The sequence below is a fragment of the Cellulosimicrobium sp. EB106-03-01-XG111 genome (genome assembly GCF_058792115.1).
The window spans coordinates 1-14,823 of record NZ_JBYTEQ010000023.1 but is presented as its reverse complement, the minus strand read 5'-3'; the positions used below and the strand labels follow the sequence as shown (position 1 = coordinate 14,823).

Sequence of the window (14,823 nt, the reverse complement as noted above, 5' to 3'; positions counted from 1 at the left end):
ATCTACACCCAGTTGGCATCGTCGGCAGCGGCAGGTGTGGATAAGAGACAGGGCGACGCTCGTGACGGTGATGCGGCGGGCGGTCAGGCCTCGCGCCGCAGGCGCGCGACCTCGTAGAGCGAGATGCCCGTCGCGACGGCGGCGTTGAGCGACTCCGTGTCCGAGCCGATGGGGATCGACGCGACGACGTCGCACGCCTCGCGCACGAGGCGGGACAGACCCTTGCCCTCGGAGCCCGCGACGACGACGAGCGGCTCGGTCGCGAGCTGGAGGTCGCCGATCGCCGTGGTGCCGCCCGCGTCGAGCCCGACGACGAAGCACCCCGCCTTCTTCAGCTCGCCGAGCGCGCGCACGAGGTTGGTCGCACGGGCGACCGGGACACGCGCGGCGGCGCCGGCCGAGACCTTCCACGCGGACGCGGTGACGCCCGCGGCGCGGCGCTCGGGGACGAGGACGCCGTGCGCGCCGAACGCACCCGCGGAGCGGAGCACCGCGCCGAGGTTGCGCGGGTCCGTGACGCCGTCGAGCGCGACGACGAGCGGCGGCCGCCCGGACGCCTCGGCGGCGTCGAGCAGGTCGTCGACGTCCGCGTACTCGTACGGCGGCACCTTGATCGCGACGCCCTGGTGCACAGCCCCGTCGGTCAGGCGGTCGAGCTCGGGCTTGCCCACCTCGAGGAGGTCGTAGCCGCGTCCCGCGACGATGTCGACGATCTCGCGCGTGCGGTCGTCGGCGTCGAGGCGCGACGCGAGGTAGACCACCTCGACGGGGATGCGCGCGCGCAGCGCCTCCAGGACGGAGTTGCGGCCCGCGACGATCTCCTGGACCGACCCACGACCCTTGGGGCCGCCGCCGCGCGAGGCCCCGCCGCGCGACGTGCCGGCGCGCTCGGTGCCGCGCGCCGCGCCGCCGCGCCCGGTCGGCACGCGCTTCTCGTCGGCCACCTTGCGCTTGTGCGCCGCGTGGTAGACGCGGTCCTCGGCCTTCGGGGTCGGCCCGCGGCCCTCGAGGCCCTTGCGCCGCTGCCCGCCGGAGCCGACGGTCGCACCCTTCTTGCTTCCGGGCTTGCGGGTCGCGCCGCGTCGTTGTGAGTTGCCAGCCATGGTGTACCGATCGTGTCGTCGTTCAGGTCAGTTCAGGTCAGTCCACGTCGGGTTCGACGCCCGGCGTGCGTGTCTCGCTCCTGGGTCCAGTGTCCCCCAGACACCTCGCCGAGGGAGAACCGTGGTCATCGCCAGGGTCTCCCTCGTGCTGCCGGAGCTCTACCTCGTGCTACCGGGGCTCTACCTCGCGCTACCGGGGCTCTGCCTCGCGCGTCGGCGGTCCGCTCCCGGGCGTCGGTCCGGTGGGCGTCAGGCCAGGGTCCAGCGCGCGCCGTCGGCCGAGTCCTCGACCGCGACGCCCGCCGCGGCGAGCCGGTCGCGGATCGCGTCGGCCGTCGCGAAGTCGCGCGACGCGCGCGCCTCGGCCCGGGCCGTGAGCTCCGCGCCGACGACGGCGTCGAGCACCGCCGCGTAGCGCGAGTCGCCGCGGTCGGCCCACTGCGCGTCGCCCGGGTCGAGGCCGAGCACGTCGAGCATCGCGCGCACCGCCACGAGGTGGTGGCGCGCGACGGCGTCCGCGGCCGTCGTCCGGTCCGCGAGCGCCGCGTTGCCCGCGCGCAGGTGCTCGTGCACGACGGCGAGCGCCGCCGGCACGTTGAGGTCGTCGTCCATCGCCGCGGTGAAGGCGGTCGGGAGCTCGGCGTCGCGCACGTCGTCGACCTCGCCCACGCGCTCGGTCGCCCGCTCGACGAAGCCCGCCAGCCGCTCCCACGTCGCCTCGGCCTCGACGACCGTCGCGGGGGTCCATTCGAGCATCGAGCGGTACTGCACGGACGCGAGCGCGTAGCGCAGCACGGCGGGGCTCGTGGTCGCGAGGACCTCGCGCACGAGCAGCCCGTTGCCGAGCGACTTGCTCATCTTGGCGCCGCCCTGCGTGACCCACGCGCTGTGCAGCCAGTGCTGCGCGAACCCGTAGCCCGCGGCGCGCGACTGGGCCTGCTCGTTCTCGTGGTGGGGGAAGCGCAGGTCGAGGCCGCCCCCGTGGAGGTCGAACGTGTCGCCGAGGTAGCGGCGCGCCATGGCCGAGCACTCGAGGTGCCAGCCCGGCCGGCCGCGCCCGAACGGCGTGTCCCACGACGCGGTCTCCGGCTCGCCCGGCTTGGGGGCCTTCCAGAGCGCGAAGTCGCGCGGGTCGCGCTTGGCGGCGGCCTCCTCCGCGTCCGCGGGGACGTCGTCGGGCACGGGGTTGAGGTCCTCGAGGCGCTGGTTGGTGAGCGAGCCGTACTCGGGCCACGACCGCACGTCGAACCACACGTCGCCGGGGCCCGTGGTGTAGGCGTGGCCGCGCTCGACGAGCCGCTGCATGAGCTCGACCATGTCCGGGACGTGGCCCGTCGCGCGCGGCTCGTACGTGGGGGGCAGGACGCCCAGGGCGTCGTACGCGGCGGTGAACGCACGCTCGTACGTCGCGGCCCAGGCCCACCAGGGCTCGCCCGCGTCGGCCGACTTCGCGAGGATCTTGTCGTCGATGTCCGTGACGTTGCGGATGAGCGTCACCCGGGCCCCGCCGCGCCGGAGCCAGCGCACGAGGACGTCGAACGCGACGGCCGAGCGCATGTGCCCGATGTGGGGGGCGGCCTGCACGGTGGCGCCGCACAGGTAGATGCCGACCTCGCCCGGGGTCAGGGGGACGAAGTCGCGCACGTCCCGCGTCGCGGTGTCGAACAGGCGAAGGGTCACGCCGCAAGGGTACCGGGGACGCACCGCCGCGGCCGAAGCGGCGCCGCCGGGACGACGGTCGGTCCGTCCCCCGCTCGCGTCAGCCGAAGCTCTTGCCCTCGCCGCGGTACGTCGGGACGACGTCGACCACCTCGTCGCCGCGCACGAGGTGCACGCGGTCGAACCGCTCCATGGCCTCGCCGGCCTTGCCGTGGCGGAACCAGACGCGGTCCCCGACGCCGAGGTCCGGCGCCCCGGCGGTCCCGCGCGACCGGTGCAGCGGCGTCTGCACCTCGCCCGCGCCCTCGCGGCCCGTGAGCGACCACCCGGGCGTCACGACGCGCGGCAGACGGCTGCGCGTCGCCGGGCCGGACGCGACGTACCCGCCGCCGAACGCCGTCGCCCAGCCCGGGCCCGGGACGCGCACGACGTCGAGGCCGAAGAACGCCGACGGCCGGGGCCGGAACGCGCGGTACTCGTCGAACAGCCCCGGGACGTACAGGCCCGACCCGGCCGTCACCTCGGTCACGACGGCGTCCGCGGACGACGTCTCGAGCGACCCCGTCCCGCCCGAGTTCACGAGCTCGAGGTCGTGCCCGACGACGTCCTGCACCGCCGCGACGACCTCGCCCCGCCGCTCGCCCAGCTCGAGCACCGAGAGCCGCTTGACCGCGCGGACGGCGAGGCTCGAGTCCGGCATCCCGGCGACCTGCGCCTCGTAGAACATGAGGCCCCGCAGCGCGAGGCCGGGCGTCGAGACGACCCGGGCGGCGAGCGACGCGACGTCGCGCGCGCCGTGCAGGGGCGAACGGCGCGTGCCCAGGTGGACCGTCACGAGGCCGAGGCCCACGCGCAGCGACGCGTCCACGTCGAGGCACACGCGCACGGGCGGCTCGTCCCCCGTGCCGGTCTCGGCGAGCGCGTGGCGCACGAGCTCGAGGTGCGCGGCGTCGTCCACCATGAGGGTGACCTCGCGCCGGCCCGCCTCGTGGCGGGCGAGCGCCGCGAGCGCCCCGCGGTCGACCGACGGGTAGCCCACGAGGACGTCGCGGACGCCCGACTCGACGAGCCACAGCGCCTCGCGCACCGAGTACGCCATGACGCCCCGGAAGCCGCGCTCGCCCGCGCGCGCGACGAGCGAGCGCACGCGCACGGACTTCGACGCGACCCGCACGGGGGCCCCGCCCGCGCGCGCGAGCAGCTCGTCGGCGTTGGCGTCGAACCGGTCGAGGTCGACGACGGCGAGCGGGCCGTCGAGCGCTGCCGTCGCGCGGGTCAGGCGGGCCAGGAGCGAGGGCGTCGCGCCCCGCTCGTCACCGTCGCGCGGGCCCGCGGCCCGGTCCGCCCCCGGTGCCGTGTGGGTCGTCATGGAGAGAACGTACGCCACCCGCCGGGCGTGAGACAGTACGACCTGTGAGCAGCGACGACGCCCTCTCCTGGACCAACTGGGCCCGCACGGCCTCTGCGACGCCGCGCCGTCGGGCCTCGCCGCGCGACGAGGCGGAGCTGGGCGGCCTCGTCGCCCGCGCCGCGGCGGAGGGCATGCCCGTCCGCGCGGTGGGTGCCGGTCACTCGTTCACCCCGGCCGCGGTCACGGACGGCCTCCTGCTCGACCTCGACCGGCTGAGCCTCGTCGAGCGCATCGCGCGCGGCGGCGGCGCGGACGGCACCGACGGCGACGCGATCCTCGTGACCGTCGGGGCGGGCATCCGCCTGCACCGGCTCAACGAGGCCCTCGCCGCCGCGGGGCTCGCGATGCGCAACCTCGGAGACATCGACCGGCAGTCGGTCGCGGGCGCGATCTCGACGGGCACGCACGGCACGGGGGCACGCCTCGGCGGCCTCGCGACGCAGGTGCGCGGCGTCCGCGTGGTCGGGGCCGACGGCGAGGCGCACGAGGCGTCGCCCACGCACGAGCCGGGTCTGTTCGAGGTCAGCCGGCTGGGGCTGGGGGTCACGGGCATCCTGTCCGCGGTGACGCTCGAGGTGGTCCCGGCGTTCCTCCTGCGCGCGCAGGAGGAGCCGTGGCCGCTCGACCGGGTGCTCGAGCAGCTCGGGACGCCCGACGACCCCGACGGGCTCGTCGGGGGCAACGACCACTTCGAGTTCTACTGGTTCCCCCACACGCGCCGGGCGCTGACCAAGCGCAACAACCGCCTCGCGCCCGACGAGGAGGCCGTCGAGCTCGAGCGTCTGCGCACCACGGGTCCCGGGCCGGTCGCGCGGGCGCGCACGTGGGTCGACGAGGAGCTCCTGTCGAACGGCGCGTTCGAGCTGGTGAACCGGCTCGCGACCGCGGTCCCGCGCGTCACGCCGCGCCTCAACGCGGTGTCCGCACGGGCGCTCGCGCCGCGCACGTACGTCGCGCCGTCGCACCACGTGTTCGTCACGTCGCGCCGGGTCCGGTTCCGCGAGATGGAGTACGCCGTCCCGCGCGAGCGCCTCGTGGACGTGCTGTCGAGCATCGACGCGTGGCTGGACCGCTCCGGCGAGCACGTGCCGTTCCCCGTCGAGGTCCGGTTCGCGGCGCCCGACGACGTGTGGCTCTCCACAGCCCACGGGCGCGAGACCGCGTACGTCGCCGTGCACCAGTACGCGCGCCTGCCGCACGAGCGGTACTTCGACGCCGTCGAGCGCATCGTCGCCGAGGTGGGGGGTCGCCCGCACTGGGGCAAGATGCACGGGCTCGAGGCGGACCGGCTCCGGGAGCTCTACCCGCGGTTCGACGACGCCGTGGCCGTCCGCGACGCGGCGGACCCCGAGGGCGTGTTCGCGAACGGGTACACCGACCGCGTGCTCGGCCGCGCCCCGGCCGCGCGGGGCTGACCGGCGTCCGCCCCGCCAGGGGCGGTGTCCCGTCGAGGGACGGGACGTCGGCGGCCCGTCAGGGGACGGGCTCGGGGCCGTGCTCCCGCACCGGCGAGCCGTCGGGGCGCACCATCATCGAGAGCACGTACTCGGCGAGCGCGTGGAAGCTGCGGACCGCCGTCTCGTCGTCCTGCTCGACGAGCCACGCGATCTCGATCCCGTCGATGTATCCCGCGACGACCCGGGAGAGGAACCCCATGTCCATCGTGTAGCTGACGTTCCCCCGCTCGGCCACGTTCTCGAGGAACCCGCGCGTCATCGCCCAGGTCTGCTCGAGGTGCGTGTGCGCGACGGAGCGCAGCGCGCGGCTGCGCACGCCTGCCGTCGCGAACTCGAACGTGAGGAGCCGCATGTGACGGCGCGGCGTCAGCCCGCTCCACAGGCCGTCGGCGGCGGCGTGGGCGAGCGCCACGACGTCGCCGTCGACGTCCAGCGCGGACCGGACGGGCTCGGAGGCCACGAGCGCGAGGCTGTTGCCCATCGCCTGGAGGAGCTCGTCCTTGTCCTCGAAGCAGTAGTGCACGACGCCGAGCGAGACCCCGGCCTCGGCCGCGACGCCGCGGATGGTCACGGCCTCGACGCCCTCACGGACGGCGATGGTCATCGCGGCGTCGACGAGCTGGGCTCGGCGTTCCTCGACGGACATTCGGTTCATGTGCGATTCATCCCATGTGTCGTTCTTGGGAAAGTCAAACACATCGATGCGCTTCCAGCGATCGTAGAGGCAGGTGGCGGGCCTGGCACGCCGGACGGGAGCGGGCGAGAATGACGAGCCGGACCAGCCCCGGCCCCCACCCCCGACGAAGGACTCCCGTGCCCCGACCGCGCCTGCCCCGCACCTCCTGGACGCTCGCCCTCACGGCGACCGTCGCGCTCGCCCTCGCGGGCTGCGGCGGGCCCGAGGACGCAGGCGGCGGCACGGAGCCGGTCGTGCACGACGTCCCCGAGATCCCGGTCCAGGTGACCGCGCCCGCGGGCTGGGAGCGCGGCACGCGCGACGGCGCGTTCCTGCTGCGCGCCCCGAGCGGCACGGGCTCCGACGACTTCCGGGCGAACGTCGTCGTCACCGGAGAGCAGTCGGCGCAGACCGTCGACGAGGCGGGCGCCGCGACGACGGCGGCCGCAGCCTCGATCCCCGGCTGGGTGCCCGCCCCCGACGGGCAGGGGCCCACGACGCTCGCCGGGCTGCCCGCCTACCGCGTGGCCGGGACGTACGAGGCGGCGGGGACCGCCGTCGCGCAGGAGATCGTGGCCGTGCGGACGGGTGACGGGCCGGACGCGTGGGTCGTCGACCTCACGGCGTCGTACGCCGTCGACGACGCCGACGGGGCCGCGCAGGCGCGCGCGATCCTCGAGAGCGTCCAGGTCGCGCCGGCAGGCTGACCTCAGGCGGGCGGTGCGACCCGGACCACGAGAGCCGTGGCGACCGCCGCGACGCCCTCGCCGCGCCCGGTGAGGCCCAGCCCGTCGGTCGTCGTCGCCGTGAGCGTCACCGGGGCGCCCGCGGCCGCCCCGAGCGCCGCCTCCGCCTCGGCGCGGCGCGGCCCGAGGCGCGGCCGGTTGCCGATCACCTGGACGGCCACGTTCCCGATCTCGAACCCTGCGGCCCGCACCCGTCGCGCCGCCTCCGCGAGCAGGCTGGCGCCGCTCGCGCCCGCCCACTCGGGCGCGCTCGTGCCGAAGTTCGAGCCGAGGTCGCCGAGGCCGGTGGCCGAGAACAGCGCGTCGGCGGCGGCGTGCGCCGCGACGTCGGCGTCCGAGTGCCCGGCGAGCCCGCGCTCGCCCGGCCAGTGCAGACCGCCCAGCCAGAGCGCTCGCTCCTCGCCCTCGGGCGCGAACGCGTGGACGTCCACCCCGACGCCCGTGCGCGGGAGCGCCGGGACGGGGCCCGCGGCGGCCGGTGCGGTGGTGGGCGTCCCGGCCGGTGTCCCGGTGGAGCCTGCAGGGGTGGTCATCGGTCCTCCCGGAGCGTGAGCGCCGCGACCCGCAGGTCGTGCGCGGTGGTGATCTTGGCCGCCGCGGCGTCGCCGGGCACCACGTGGACCGGGACGCCGAGCGCCTCGACCAGCCCGGCGTCGTCGGTCGCGGCGACGGACTCGTCGTCCGCGCGGTGGGCGGCGGCCGCGTGCGCGCGGGCCAGGAGCTCGCCGTCGAACCCCTGCGGGGTCTGGACGGCGCGCAGCGCGCTCCGGTCGACCGTCTCGACGACGGGCTCCGCACCGGACGCGTCTCCCGCGCCCGCGGGCGCCACGCGCTTGATCGTGTCCGTGACGGGGAGCCCGGGCACGACGGCCCCGTGGCCCGCGCGCACGGCCTCGACGACGCGGCGGACCAGCGACGGCGGCGCGAGGGGCCGTGCGGCGTCGTGGACGAGCACGACGGCGGCGGGCGCGTCACCCTCCCCGAGGTCGCGGCCGGCCCGGAGCCCGGCCGCCACGGAGGCCTGGCGCGTCCCCGCGCCCTCGACGACCCGGACCGGCCGGTCGACCGCGGGGTCGTCGGCCAGGAGCGTCGCGACGTGGTCGCGCAGCCCGGGCGGCGCGGTCACGACGAGCGCGTCCACGACCCCGGACGCGCACAGCCGTCGGGCGGCGTGCGCCACGAGCGGGAGGCCGTCGAGCTCGACGAGGGCCTTGGGCAGGTCCAGCCCGAGCCGGGTCCCGGAACCGGCGGCGGTGAGGACGGCGAGAGTCGGCACGCGCACACGCTACCGGGCACGACGACGGGGAGGGGGGGGGTTGCACGGGAGGAGTCACCACCGAGATCTACACCCAGTTGGCAGCGTCGGCAGCGTCAGGTGTGTAGAAGAGACGGGTGGTCTGTGGCGCTGACTGCGCGGGCCGCGGCCCGGGACGTCAGGAGGCGAGCACCTCGTCGAGGATCGCCTCGGCCTTGTCCTCCTCGGTGTGCTCCGCCAGCGCGAGCTCCGAGACGAGGATCTGGCGAGCCTTCGAGAGCATGCGCTTCTCGCCGGCGGACAGGCCGCGGTCGGCGTCCCGGCGGGAGAGGTCGCGCACGACCTCGGCGACCTTGATCACGTCGCCCGACGCGAGCTTCTCGAGGTTCGCCTTGTACCGGCGCGACCAGTTGGTCGGCTCCTCGGTGTAGGGTGCACGAAGCACCTCGAACACACGGTCGAGACCCTCCTGGCCGACGACGTCACGCACGCCGACGAGGTCGACGTTCTCGGCTGGGACTTCGATGGTCAGGTCGCCCTGCGCGACCTTGAGCTTGAGGTAGATCTTGTCCTCTCCGCGGATGGTGCGCGTCTTGATCTCCTCGATCAGTGCGGCTCCGTGGTGCGGGTAGACAACGGTCTCGCCTACTGTGAACGTCATCTGCAGATGTCCCCTTTCGCGGTGGTCCACCTTACCACGCGGAAGGGCGGAAATCCGAGCCCCTGCGCCCCTTGACAAGCCCGTCACCAGCACGTTCGCCCAGGTCAGGGCCGTGTCAGCGCGCCTGACGAATCTCGACTCGGTACCCCATCGGCGCCCCGACGGTGCCTCCGGGGCACCTCACGGCCCCCTGCAGGACCTTCACGAGGCCTGACGACCACCGTCCGGGCGCACCCGGCGCCACGTGACGCCGCTCACGCCACGGCCGCGAGCCGGCCGTTCCGGCCGCCCCGGTCCTCCCGACGCACTAGGCTGGGCGCGGAATCCCGTCCCCCTTCTTGCAGCCCTGGAGTGCACGTGACCCGCATCCCGACCCCCCGAGCCTCGACCCGTGCGGAGTCCCGGGCCACCGGCCGCGCGCGCGCCTGGGCCGTGCCCCTCCTGGTCGCCGGTGTGGCCCTCGCCTCCGCCTGCTCCCCCATCGAGACGAACCGCCCGTACTCCCCCTCCGACGGCCTGCGGGTCGACCTCACGAGCGAGCTGCGCGGGCTCAACCTGCTCGTCGTGACCGCGGAGGACGGCGAGCCGGGCGCGCTCGTCGGGGCCTTCGCCAACGACTCGACGGAGGACGTGGAGTTCGACGTGACGCCCGAGGGCGGCGCCCCCGTGACGATCCCCGTCGCGGCGGGCGAGACGGTCTACCTCGGCGCCGAGGACGGCTTCGACGCGCAGATCGGCCGCGTCGACGCGGCGCCGGGCGCGATGCTGCCCGTCACGGTGAGCACGACGACGGGCGAGGAGCAGGCCCTGTCCCTCCCCGTCCTCGACGGCACCCTCGAGGAGTACGCGCACCTCCTGCCGTGACCGCGCAGGTCGCGCCGGATATCGGCTCGGCCCGTGTCACCGCCCGGCGCTAGCCTTCGCGTGCCGTCCCGCCACCCTGACCGGGGCTCGTACCGAAGGAACCCAGGTGACCCTCCCCCGCTCCACCCGCCGGCCGCTCGTCCTCGTCGTGAGCGCCGTCGCCCTCGCCCTGACCGCGTCGGGCTGCGGCGCGATCCTCGACGAGATCTCCGGACCCGCCGACGCCCGGCGTGACGAGCCCGGCGGGGAGGTGACCGAGGCGTCGGACGCCGACGTCTTCTCGGTCCAGGTCGGCGACTGCATCGTCTCCTCGAAGCTGGACGACGCGGACCTGGTCGAGTCCGTGCCCGTCGTGCCGTGCTCCGAGCCGCACGACGCCGAGGTCTACGCCGAGACCGAGCTCCCCGCGGGCGACTACCCGGGTGACGAGGCCGTGACCACGAGCGCCGAGGAGTTCTGCTACGGCGCGTTCGAGCCGTTCGTGGGGCTCCCCTACGAGGAGTCGGCGCACGAGTACTGGTACTTCACGCCGCGCGCGGACGGCTGGAGCGCTCGCGGCGACCGCGTGGTCCAGTGCGTCCTCGACACGAACGGCACCGACGTCACGGGCTCGCTCCAGGGCAGCGCGACCTGACCCCCTGGCCCGGCCCGCACGCACGCACGACGGCGCCCCTCCCCGCGTGGGGAGGGGCGCCGTCGTGCGTCGGGCCGGGCCCGTGGCGGACGGGCTCAGGTCACCCGAAGCGGCCGGAGATGTAGTCCTCGGTGGCCTGCTGCGTGGGCGAGGAGAACATCGTCGCGGTGTCGTCCATCTCGATGAGGCGACCGGGCTTGCCGGTGCCCGCGATGTTGAAGAACGCGGTGCGGTCGCTCACGCGCGCCGCCTGCTGCATGTTGTGCGTGACGATGACGATCGTGTACTCGTCCTTGAGCTCGGCGATGAGGTCCTCGATCGCGAGCGTGGAGATCGGGTCGAGCGCCGAGCACGGCTCGTCCATGAGGAGCACCTGCGGCTTGACGGCGATCGCGCGCGCGATGCACAGGCGCTGCTGCTGGCCGCCGGAGAGGCCCGAGCCCGGGCGGTCGAGGCGGTCCTTCACCTCGTTCCACAGGTTCGCGCCGCGCAGCGACGACTCGACGAGGTCCTCGGCGTCGGACTTCGAGATGCGCTTGTTGTTGAGCTTCACCCCCGCGAGCACGTTCTCCTTGATGGACATCGTGGGGAACGGGTTCGGCCGCTGGAAGACCATGCCGACCTGGCGGCGGACGGCGACCGGGTCGACGTCGTCGCCGTAGAGGTCGACGCCCTCCATCGCGACGGTCCCCTCGACGCGCGCGCCGGGGATGACCTCGTGCATGCGGTTGAGCGTCCGCAGGAACGTCGACTTGCCGCAGCCGGACGGGCCGATGAAGGCCGTCACGGACTGGGGTTCGATCGTCATGCCGACGTCCTGCACCGCGAGGAAGTCGCCGTAGTAGATGTTGAGGTCCTTGACGTCGATGCGCTGTGCCATCGGGGCTGTCCTGTTCTAGCGGAGGGTCTTGGGGGCGAACCAGCGGGTGACGAGTCGCCCGACGAGGTTGAGCAGCATGACGATGAGGATCAGCGTCAGGGCGGCCGCCCAGGCCCGGTCGTAGTTGATGTCGGGGAGGCACACGACGTCGGTGACGTTGCTGCAGGGCACCAGCCCCTGGCTGTACTGCCGGTAGACGTACACCGGGAGGGTCATCATGCGGCCCTCGAAGAGGTTGCCGTTGATCGAGTCGACGACGCCCACCGTGATGAGGAGCGGCGCCGTCTCGCCGATGACGCGCGCGACGGCGAGCATGATGCCCGTCGTGATGCCGGCGATCGACGTGCGGAGCACGACCCGCACGACGGTGAGCCACTTGGGCACCCCGAGCGCGTAGGCGGCCTCGCGCAGCTCGTTCGGCACGAGCCGCAGCATCTCCTCGCACGAGCGCACGACGACCGGGATCATGAGGACGGACAGCGCGACGGAGCCGACGATGCCCATGCGCACCCCCGGCCCGAACAGCACCGCGAAGAGCGCGTACGCGAAGAGGCCCGCGACGATCGACGGGATGCCGGTCATGACGTCGACGAAGAACGTCACCGCGCGCGCGAGCGGCCCGCGCCCGTACTCGACGAGGTAGATCGCGGCGAGCAGACCGATCGGCACCGAGATGACGGCCGCGCCCAGCGTGATGAGGAGCGTGCCGAGGATCGCGTGGTAGATGCCGCCCGCGTCCATGCCGCCGAACACGCCGCGCATGGAGTGCGTGAGGAAGTAGACGTCGAACCGCTCCATGCCGTGCACGACGACGGTCCACGCGACGGACACGAGCGGCACCATCGCGAGGGCGAACGCGCCCCACATGAGGACCGTCATGGTGCGGTCCTTGCGGCGGCGGCCGGCGTCCGCGCCGCGCAGGAGCGCGCGCACGGCCGCGGAGCGCTCCGGGTCCGGTGCCGACGCCCCGCGCGCGGGGCTGGTGCTGAGGGCGCTCATCAGTTGGCTCCCGAGAAGTCCTTGCGCCGCGCGACGATCGCGCGGGCGCCCATGTTGACGAGCAGGGTGATGACGAACAGCGCGAGGCCCGTGGCGATGAGGGCGCTCACCCCGAGCGGGTTCGCCTCGGGGAAGTCCGCCGCGATGTTCGCGGCGATCGTCTGCTGCTGCCCCGCCTGCAGGATCTTGAACGAGTAGAGGAGCCCGGGCGAGAGGATCATGAGCACGGCCATCGTCTCGCCGAGCGCGCGCCCGAGGCCGAGCATCGCGGCCGAGACGACGCCCGACCGCCCGAACGGGATGACCGCGGTGCGGATCATCTCCCAGCGCGTCGCGCCGAGGGCGAGCGCGGCCTCCTCGTGGAGCTTCGGCGTCTGGAGGAACACCTCGCGGCTCACGGCCGTGATGATCGGCAGGATCATCACGGCGAGCACGAGCGCGACGGTGAGCAGCACGCGACCGGTCGGCGACGCCGGGCCGGCGAACAGCGGGAACCACCCGAGCGTGTCGGCGAGCCAGGACCACACCGGCACGACGACCGGCGGGAGCACGAGCGAGCCCCACAGGCCGTAGACGACGCTGGGGATCGCCGCGAGCAGGTCGACGACGTAGCCCAGCGTCGAGGCGAGCCGGCGGGGCGCGTAGTGGGAGATGAACAGCGCGATACCCATCGCGACGGGCGTCGCGAGCACGAGCGAGAGGGCTGCGGCGAGCAGCGTGCCGAAGATCAGCGGCCCCACGAACGACAGCAGGGACGCGCCCTCGGGGAACCACGCCACCTGCTCGCTCAGCTCGGCGCCGCCCGCGCTGAGCGCGGGCCACGCCCGCAGCAGCAGGAAGATCGCGACCGCGGCCAGCACGGCGAGGATGAGCGCGCCGGCACCCGTCGCGGTCCAGCGGAACGCGCGGTTCACGCCGCGGTCGCTGTTGCGGGCGCGGCGGCGCGAGGTGCCTGCGCGACGCGCGGGCTCGGACGAGCCGCCCGGCGCGGGGCCCGGTGTCGTGGGTGGGGCTGTGGTGGTCACTCTCGTGCTCCCGGTGTGCTGTCCTGCGGCGTGCGGTCTGGTCGCGGGTCGGGGGCGACGGGGCCCGCAGGCCCCGCCGCCCCCTGGCGCCCGGCGGTCGTCAGCCGGCGGCGCCGACCGTGATGGCCTCGACGGCCGCGTGGACGTCCGTGCGCAGGTCCTCCGAGATCGGCGCGCTGCCCGCGGCCGACGCGGAGGCCGACTGGCCCTCCTCGCTCGAGACGTAGGTGAGGAACGCCTTGACGAGGTCACCCGTCGCCTCGTCCTCGTAGTTGAGGCACGCCACCGCGTACGAGACGAGCACCAGCGGGTAGGCGCCGGCCTCGGTCGTGGTGCGGTCCAGCTCGACCGCGATGTCGTGCTCGTGGCGGCCCTCGACGCGCGGCGACGCGTCCACGACCTTGGCCGCCGCCTCCGGGGAGTAGGCGACCCACTCCTCGCCGACCTTGATCTTCGCGGTGCCGAGGTCGCCGGCCTTCGAGGCGTCGGCGTAGCCGATGGTGCCCTCGCCGCCCTGGACGGTCTGCACGACGCCGGACGTGCCCTGCGCGGACTCGCCGCCCTGCGTCGGCCAGTCGCCGCTCGGCTCGTGGCCCCACGCGTCGCCCGCGGTCGCGGCGAGGTACTCGGTGAAGTTCTCGGTGGTGCCCGACTCGTCGGAGCGGTGGACGGGCGTGATCGCCACGTCGGGGAGCGTCGCGTCGGGGTTGTCGGCGGCGATCTCCGGCGCGTTCCACTGCGTGATGGTGCCGTTGAAGATGCCCGCGATCGTGGCCGGGGCGAGGTTCAGCTCGGCGACCTCAGGCAGGTTGTAGATGATCGCGATGGGGCTCACGTAGACGGGGAGGTCGATCGCGCCGTCGGGGCCGCACACGGCCTGCGACTGGGTGATCTCCTCCTCCTTGAGCACCGCGTCGGAGCCGGCGAACGCGACGCCGCCCTCGAGGAACTGGGTGCGACCGCCGCCGGAGCCGACCGGGTCGTAGTTGACGGTGACGTCGGGGTTCGCGCTCTGGAACCCGGCGCGCCACGCCTCCATGGCGGACTCCTGCGAGCTCGCGCCCGCACCGTTGAGCTCACCGCTGAGGTCGCTCGCGGTCTCGGACGAGCCCTCGGAGGAACCACCGGTGGAGCCGTCGGCACCGCCGACGGGGTCGTCCGACCCGCACGCGGCGAGGGTCAGGGCGAGCGCGCCGACCGCGACGGCGGATCCTGCACGGGAGAATCGGCTGAGCTTCACTCTTCGTTCCATCCTGTTCACGCGTCTCGTGGCACCAGCGAGCGCCGGTGACGATCCCGACGCTAGGAGCGCCGGGTGACGCGTTCCCCCAGAGCGGGTGAACGACGGATGAACAGTGCACAGACCTTCCGTGCCGGGTCGCGGGGCGGGGCACGCGGCGCCGCACGACGACGGCCCCGGGGGGGGGGGGGGGGGGGGGGGGGGGGGGGGGGG

Annotated in this window: 15 protein-coding genes; 4 read left to right on the top strand and 11 right to left on the bottom strand. The window is 74.5% G+C overall.

Annotation, left to right across the window (positions count from 1 at the left end):
• Positions 1 to 83 precede the first annotated feature (83 nt).
• The 3 genes from rlmB to AC3WT4_RS16840 form a co-directional block, all read right to left on the bottom strand.
• The gene (gene rlmB, locus AC3WT4_RS16850; protein ID WP_108049496.1) at positions 84 to 1,103 is read right to left on the bottom strand and encodes a 23S rRNA (guanosine(2251)-2'-O)-methyltransferase RlmB; all 1,020 of its coding nucleotides are present in this window, start codon (positions 1,101 to 1,103) and stop codon (positions 84 to 86) included.
• A 249-nt stretch (positions 1,104 to 1,352) separates the two neighbouring features.
• Entirely contained in the window at positions 1,353 to 2,783 is a 1,431-nt protein-coding gene (gene cysS, locus AC3WT4_RS16845) for a cysteine--tRNA ligase (protein WP_492315977.1), read from the bottom strand.
• A 79-nt stretch (positions 2,784 to 2,862) separates the two neighbouring features.
• Positions 2,863 to 4,131, bottom strand: coding sequence for an alanine racemase (locus AC3WT4_RS16840; protein ID WP_492315976.1), 1,269 nt, complete (start codon positions 4,129 to 4,131; stop codon positions 2,863 to 2,865).
• A gap of 44 nt (positions 4,132 to 4,175) precedes the next feature.
• Here AC3WT4_RS16840 and AC3WT4_RS16835 point away from each other — a divergent pair, with 44 nt between their 5' ends.
• Complete coding sequence (locus AC3WT4_RS16835) at positions 4,176 to 5,588, top strand: D-arabinono-1,4-lactone oxidase (protein ID WP_492315975.1); 1,413 nt, start codon at positions 4,176 to 4,178, stop codon at positions 5,586 to 5,588.
• Between the two features lie 58 nt (positions 5,589 to 5,646).
• Here the strand turns inward: AC3WT4_RS16835 and AC3WT4_RS16830 are convergent, their stop codons facing one another.
• Positions 5,647 to 6,285, bottom strand: coding sequence for a TetR/AcrR family transcriptional regulator (locus AC3WT4_RS16830; protein ID WP_044144577.1), 639 nt, complete (start codon positions 6,283 to 6,285; stop codon positions 5,647 to 5,649).
• A 158-nt stretch (positions 6,286 to 6,443) separates the two neighbouring features.
• On the opposite strand from AC3WT4_RS16830, the gene AC3WT4_RS16825 reads away from it, so the two are divergent.
• Positions 6,444 to 7,013, top strand: coding sequence for an LpqN/LpqT family lipoprotein (locus tag AC3WT4_RS16825; RefSeq protein WP_492315974.1), 570 nt, complete (start codon positions 6,444 to 6,446; stop codon positions 7,011 to 7,013).
• Positions 7,014 to 7,015: 2 nt separating this feature from the next.
• Here AC3WT4_RS16825 and ispF read toward each other — a convergent pair whose 3' ends face one another.
• From ispF to AC3WT4_RS16810, 3 genes are all read right to left on the bottom strand, one after another.
• On the bottom strand, positions 7,016 to 7,585 hold the full coding sequence (gene ispF, locus AC3WT4_RS16820; RefSeq protein WP_400109024.1) for a 2-C-methyl-D-erythritol 2,4-cyclodiphosphate synthase: 570 nt from the start codon (positions 7,583 to 7,585) through the stop codon (positions 7,016 to 7,018).
• On the bottom strand, positions 7,582 to 8,328 hold the full coding sequence (gene ispD, locus AC3WT4_RS16815; protein ID WP_257417133.1) for a 2-C-methyl-D-erythritol 4-phosphate cytidylyltransferase: 747 nt from the start codon (positions 8,326 to 8,328) through the stop codon (positions 7,582 to 7,584). Before ispD ends, ispF begins: the two co-directional genes overlap by 4 nt.
• A 157-nt stretch (positions 8,329 to 8,485) precedes the next feature.
• The gene (locus AC3WT4_RS16810; protein WP_031315710.1) at positions 8,486 to 8,968 is read right to left on the bottom strand and encodes a CarD family transcriptional regulator; all 483 of its coding nucleotides are present in this window, start codon (positions 8,966 to 8,968) and stop codon (positions 8,486 to 8,488) included.
• Between the two features lie 357 nt (positions 8,969 to 9,325).
• Here AC3WT4_RS16810 and AC3WT4_RS16805 point away from each other — a divergent pair, with 357 nt between their 5' ends.
• Both AC3WT4_RS16805 and AC3WT4_RS16800 read left to right on the top strand, forming a co-directional pair.
• Positions 9,326 to 9,832: a hypothetical protein gene (locus tag AC3WT4_RS16805; RefSeq protein WP_167405759.1), complete on the top strand. Its 507-nt coding sequence runs from the start codon at positions 9,326 to 9,328 to the stop codon at positions 9,830 to 9,832.
• A gap of 106 nt (positions 9,833 to 9,938) precedes the next feature.
• The gene (locus tag AC3WT4_RS16800; RefSeq protein ID WP_074808234.1) at positions 9,939 to 10,466 is read left to right on the top strand and encodes a septum formation family protein; all 528 of its coding nucleotides are present in this window, start codon (positions 9,939 to 9,941) and stop codon (positions 10,464 to 10,466) included.
• A 100-nt stretch (positions 10,467 to 10,566) separates the two neighbouring features.
• On the opposite strand, the gene pstB is transcribed toward AC3WT4_RS16800, so the two are convergent.
• From pstB to pstS, 4 genes are all read right to left on the bottom strand, one after another.
• Positions 10,567 to 11,346, bottom strand: coding sequence for a phosphate ABC transporter ATP-binding protein PstB (pstB, locus tag AC3WT4_RS16795; protein ID WP_021481981.1), 780 nt, complete (start codon positions 11,344 to 11,346; stop codon positions 10,567 to 10,569).
• Between the two features lie 15 nt (positions 11,347 to 11,361).
• Entirely contained in the window at positions 11,362 to 12,345 is a 984-nt protein-coding gene (pstA, locus tag AC3WT4_RS16790; RefSeq protein ID WP_209829857.1) for a phosphate ABC transporter permease PstA, read from the bottom strand.
• Entirely contained in the window at positions 12,345 to 13,370 is a 1,026-nt protein-coding gene (pstC, locus tag AC3WT4_RS16785; RefSeq protein WP_074808239.1) for a phosphate ABC transporter permease subunit PstC, read from the bottom strand. The genes pstA and pstC overlap by 1 nt, the downstream gene beginning before the upstream one ends.
• 100 nt (positions 13,371 to 13,470) lie before the next feature.
• Entirely contained in the window at positions 13,471 to 14,610 is a 1,140-nt protein-coding gene (pstS, locus tag AC3WT4_RS16780; RefSeq protein ID WP_021483683.1) for a phosphate ABC transporter substrate-binding protein PstS, read from the bottom strand.
• Positions 14,611 to 14,823: the final 213 nt, after the last annotated feature.

Coding starts and splice junctions, on each gene's coding strand:
- rlmB (WP_108049496.1), bottom strand. CDS start 1,103: ATGGCTGGCAACTCACAACGACGCGGCGCGACCCGCAAGCCCGGAAGC.
- AC3WT4_RS16840 (WP_492315976.1), bottom strand. CDS start 4,131: ATGACGACCCACACGGCACCGGGGGCGGACCGGGCCGCGGGCCCGCGC.
- AC3WT4_RS16830 (WP_044144577.1), bottom strand. CDS start 6,285: ATGAACCGAATGTCCGTCGAGGAACGCCGAGCCCAGCTCGTCGACGCC.
- ispF (WP_400109024.1), bottom strand. CDS start 7,585: ATGACCACCCCTGCAGGCTCCACCGGGACACCGGCCGGGACGCCCACC.
- AC3WT4_RS16810 (WP_031315710.1), bottom strand. CDS start 8,968: ATGACGTTCACAGTAGGCGAGACCGTTGTCTACCCGCACCACGGAGCC.
- pstB (WP_021481981.1), bottom strand. CDS start 11,346: ATGGCACAGCGCATCGACGTCAAGGACCTCAACATCTACTACGGCGAC.
- pstA (WP_209829857.1), bottom strand. CDS start 12,345: ATGAGCGCCCTCAGCACCAGCCCCGCGCGCGGGGCGTCGGCACCGGAC.